Genomic DNA, 4,650 nt, shown 5'->3' on the forward strand with positions numbered 1-4,650 from the left:
GCTCGACGCCGGCGCGGTTGTACCAGCTGCGGTCGAAGATCACGATCTCGCCCCCCGCCGGGAATCGCTCGATGTAGCGCTGGATGAACATCTGGGACTGCTCCCGGTCGGATGGCGCCGGCAGCGCGACGACGCGGAACACCCGCGGACTGACCCGCTCCGTGATGGCCTTGATCGTGCCGCCCTTGCCGGCGGCGTCGCGCCCCTCGAAGACGACGACGATGCGAGCGCCCGTCCGCTTGACCCAGTCCTGGAGATGGCAGAGCTGCACCTGAAGCTTGTGCAGCTCTCGCTCGTAGGCCTTGCGCTTGAGCTTGGCCTCGCCGTCCCGTGCGCCCTCGTCGGGCTTGTCGCGCTCAAGGATCGGCGGCGTGTCGTGCATCATCGATCGTCCTCCCTCTGCGGCGCGGGGGTCCGAGAGAGCTCATTCGGCCGGAAGGTGCCCCGGCGTGCCCGCCGCCTTCTTTGCCGGCCGATCCGCCTTTCTGCCCCTGCCTCCCACGAGGCTCCAGGCCCGCTCGCGCAGGCTCTGGAAGATCACGTAGAGGGGCGGGATCACGAAGATGCCCAGGAAGGAGGCGGCGATCATGCCGCCGAAGACCGGCGTGCCGACGTTGCGCCGGGCGAGCTGCGAGGCGCCGACGGCGATCACGAGCGGCAACAGGCCGAGGATGAAGGCGAAGGAGGTCATCATGACGGGGCGGAAGCGCAGGCGCGCGCCCTCGGTCGCCGCCTCGCGCAGTTCGACGCCCCGCTCCCGCTGCTCCTTGGCGAACTCGACGATGAGAATGCCGTTCTTGGCAGCCAGGCCGATGAGGACGATCATGCCGATCTGGGCGTAGAGGTCGAGGGTGAGCCTGCCCCACACCATGGCCGCGTAGGCCCCGAGAATGCCGACGGTGACCGACAGCAGCACGGGGACGGGGATCGTCCAGCTCTCGTAGAGGCCGACGAGGAACAGGAACGCGAACAGAACCGCGAATCCTAAGATGATCGCGGTCTTGCCCTCCGCACGCTTCTCCTGGAAGGCCGTGTCGGTCCACTCGCCGGAGAAACCGGCCGGCAGGGTGCGAGCCGCGACACCCTCCATGGCGGCGAGTGCCTGGCCGGAGGAGACACCCGGGGCGGGCGAGCCCTGGACCGTGACGGACCGCAGGTTGTTGTACCGGATCAGCGCGGGCGGACCGACCACGATGCGGACCTCTGCGAGACTGCGCAGCGGTACCATCTGACCGTCCCGATTGCGCACGTTGATGCGGTAGATGTCGTCGATCTTCGCCCGGTCCGCAGCCTCGGCCTGCACCTGCACCTGCCAGGTCCGGCCAAACAGGTTGATGTCGTTGACGTAGAAGCCGCCGAGCGACGCCTGCAGCGCCTGGAACACGGTGTTGAGCGGCACGCCGAGGATCTGGACCTTGTCGCGGTCGATGTCGAGGTAGACGGACGGGTTCGTCGCCGAGAACGTGCTGAAGACCCGGTTGAGGCGCGGCTCCTCGTTGGCCGCCACGATCAGTCCGCGCAGCACTTGGGCGAGCTCCTTCGGATCGCCGCCGCGCAGGTCCTCGAGGACATACGCGAAGCCGCCGCCGGTGCCGAGGCCGATGATGGGAGGCGGTGCCAGAGGCACGACGGTCCCGCCCTGGATCTCCCGGAACCGCTGCCCGAGACGCGCGATGATGGCCGCCGCGCCGTCGTTCGCCCCCTTGCGCTCGTCGAAGGGCTTGAGCGTCACCACCATGAAGGCCGCGTTGCCCTGAGAATAGTTGTCGATGAAGTTCAGGCCGATGACAGAGGTGTAGTCCGCAACCGCGTGCTCCTCCCTGAGGATGCCCTCGGCACGGGCCACCACGTCGGCGGTCCGCCCGACGGCAGCCCCCTCCGGCAACTGCACGACGACGAAGAAGGCGCCCTGGTCGTCCTCCGGCAGGAAGCCGGTCGGGGTGATTCTCGCGAGCTGGAGCGTGCCGTAGGCGGCAGCCCCCGCGAGCACGAGGCCGAGGACGGAGAGGCGCACGATGCGCGCCACGGCGGCGCCGTAGCCGTCGCGGACCCGGTCGATGAATCGCATGACCAGGCCCATGATGCCCCGGCGGGGACCGTGATGCGGCCGCAGCAGCACGCCGCAGAGGGCCGGCGACAGGGTCAGCGCGTTGATGGCCGAGATCAGCATCGAGACGGCGACCGCGACGGCGAACTGGCGGAAGAGCTCGCCCGAGATCCCGGGCACGAAGGCGACCGGCACGAACACCGACAGCAGGACCAGCGTGATGGCGATGATCGGCGCCGTGATCTCGGCCATTGCCCGCTTCGTCGCCTCGCGCGGCGACAGCTCCGGGTGCTCCTCCATCACGCGCTCGACGTTCTCCACGACCACGATGGCGTCGTCGACCACGATGCCGATGGCGAGCACGAGGGCGAGCAGCGACACCGAGTTCGCCGAGTAGCCGACGGCCTTCAAGACGATGAACGTACCGATCAGGCTGACCGGCACGGCGAGCGTCGGGATGAGCGTGGCCCGCAGACTGCCGAGGAACAGGAACACCACGATCACGACGAGCACGAAGGCCTCGACCAGCGTCTTCTGGACCTCGTGCACCGTCTCGGTGATGAAGGCCGTGGGATCGTAGGTGATCTTCCAGGCCAGACCTTCGGGGAAAGACTTCGCCAGGGCGCCGACACGGGCCTCAACCTCCTTGAGGGTCGCGATCGCGTTCGCGCCCGGGGATTGATAGATCGCGATGACGGTGGCAGGGCTGCCGTTCAGGCGGGTCTCGCGGTCGAGGCTGGCCGCGCCGAGCTCGATCCGGGCCACGTCGCCGAGGCGCAGCACGGATCCATCCGGATTCGTGCGCAGGACGATGTTCCGGAACTGATCGGCCGAGGCCAGGCGCCCTTGCGTCTGGATGCTGAGCTGGAGCTGCTGCTCGTCCGAGATCGGGCGGGCGCCGATCCGCCCGACCGGGGCCTGCACGTTCTGGGCTTGGATCGCCGCGATGACGTCGCCCGTGGTCAGGTTCAGGCCGGTCAGCTGGTCCGTGCGCACCCACGCCCGCATGGCGTAGTCCTGCGGGCCCCAGAGCGTCGCGTCACCCACTCCCGGCGTGCTCTTGATGCGGTCGAGGATGTTGATCGTCACATAGTTGGAGATGAAGAGCGGGTCCTGGATCGCCTTCGGCGAGTAGACCGCGAGCACGCCGAGAAGCGCCGAGGACTTCTTCTTGACCGTGACGCCCTGCCGGCGGACGTCCTCGGGCAGCTTGGCGAGCGCGATCTGGACGCGGTTGTTGACGTTGACCGCGTTGATGTCGGGATCGGTCCCGAGCTCGAACGAGCCGATGAGCGTGTAGCTGCCGTCGTTGCCGCTGACGCTCTTCATGTAGATCATCTTGTCGACGCCCACGACCTGGGACTCGATGGGCTGCGCGACGGTCGATTCCACCACCTCGGCCGCGGCGCCGGGGTAGTTGGTCGTCACCGAGACCTGCGGCGGCACGATGTCGGGGTACTGGGCCACCGGGATGGTCACGAGCGCCAGCGCGCCGGCGATGGAGATGACGATCGCGATGACCACTGCGAGACGCGGCCGATCGACGAAGATGGCGGAGAGCATGGGCTCAGGTCCTGCTGGCCGACTGGGCGATCGGGGTCGCCCGCACGGCGACCCCGGGCCGGACTCGCTGCAGCCCGTCGACGATGACGAGTTCGCCGCCGGAGAGCCCCTCGTCGATGACGGCGTCCGGCCCGGTGCCGCCGGGGCCCGGCTTGACCCGCCGGATCGCAGCCCGGCCATCCTCGACGACGAAGACGTAAGCGCCGCCCTGGTCGGCGATCAGCGCCGATTGCGGCACCACCACCTTCTGTTCGGGCTCGCCCACCTGCAGGGCGACCCGCACCAGCTGACCGTCGCGCAAGACACCCGTCGGATTCGGCATGACGGCGCGCACCACGACCGTGTCGGTGATCCGGTCGACGCTGACGTTGACGAAGTCGACCCGGCCCACTTGGCCGTAATCCGAGCCGTCCTGGAAGCGGATCCGGACCACGACCTTGCTCCGGTCGGGCCGGTCCCCGCCCTGCTGGTAGCGCAGGAACTCGCGCTGGCTCACCGGGAAGGTGACATACATCGGGTCCTGGCTGACGATCGAGGTGAGGACCCCGCTGTCCGGTCCGACGACGTTGCCCTTCGTCACGCTGGTGCGGCCGATCTGGCCGGCGATGGGCGCGAAAATCTCGGTGTAGCCGAGATTGATCCGGGCCGTCTGGAGGTTGGCCTCGTCGCCCGTGACGGCCCCTTTCGCCTGATCGAGGGCGGCGCGCGCCTGGTCGCGAGCCACCACGGTGCCGGAATTCTTGTCGAGCAGCTCCTGCGCCCTGCGCAGCTGGATGGCGGCGAGGGCCTCCGCGGCCTTGCTGCGCTCCAGGGCGCCCTCGGCCTGCTTGACGGAAGCCTCGAACAGGTCGCGCTCGATCCGGTAGAGCGGCGCGCCTTCCTTGACCGGGTCACCCTCCTTGAACAGGACGGCGTCGAGGAAGCCGGTGACCCGCGCACGCACCTCGACGCGGCCGATGGCCTCGACGCGCCCGACGAAGTCGAGCGCCTGATCGATGGCCCTGCGTTGGGCGAGAACGGTCCCGACCGGCAGGGCCGAG

3 protein-coding genes are annotated in these 4,650 nt (G+C 68.9%); all 3 read right to left on the reverse strand.

The genetic code is table 11. The features are described 5' to 3' along the window. Positions 1 to 382: polyphosphate kinase 2 family protein (locus WDW90_RS35130; RefSeq protein ID WP_488803320.1), on the reverse strand; the 382-nt coding region annotated here is incomplete at its 3' end. 42 nt (positions 383 to 424) lie between these two features. Next, entirely contained in the window at positions 425 to 3,610 is a 3,186-nt protein-coding gene (locus WDW90_RS35135; RefSeq protein WP_336492366.1) for an efflux RND transporter permease subunit, read from the reverse strand. Positions 3,611 to 3,614: 4 nt separating this feature from the next. Further along, positions 3,615 to 4,650: efflux RND transporter periplasmic adaptor subunit (locus WDW90_RS35140; protein WP_336492367.1), on the reverse strand; the 1,036-nt coding region annotated here is incomplete at its 5' end.

Origin of the sequence: Methylobacterium nigriterrae (genome assembly GCF_037106235.1) — a bacterium.
Taxonomy (GTDB): domain Bacteria; phylum Pseudomonadota; class Alphaproteobacteria; order Rhizobiales; family Beijerinckiaceae; genus Methylobacterium; species Methylobacterium nigriterrae.

What these genes read in the sequence shown, in the direction of transcription:
- WDW90_RS35135 (WP_336492366.1), bottom strand. Translation starts at nt 3,610, where the DNA reads ATGCTCTCCGCCATCTTCGTCGATCGGCCGCGTCTCGCAGTGGTCATC.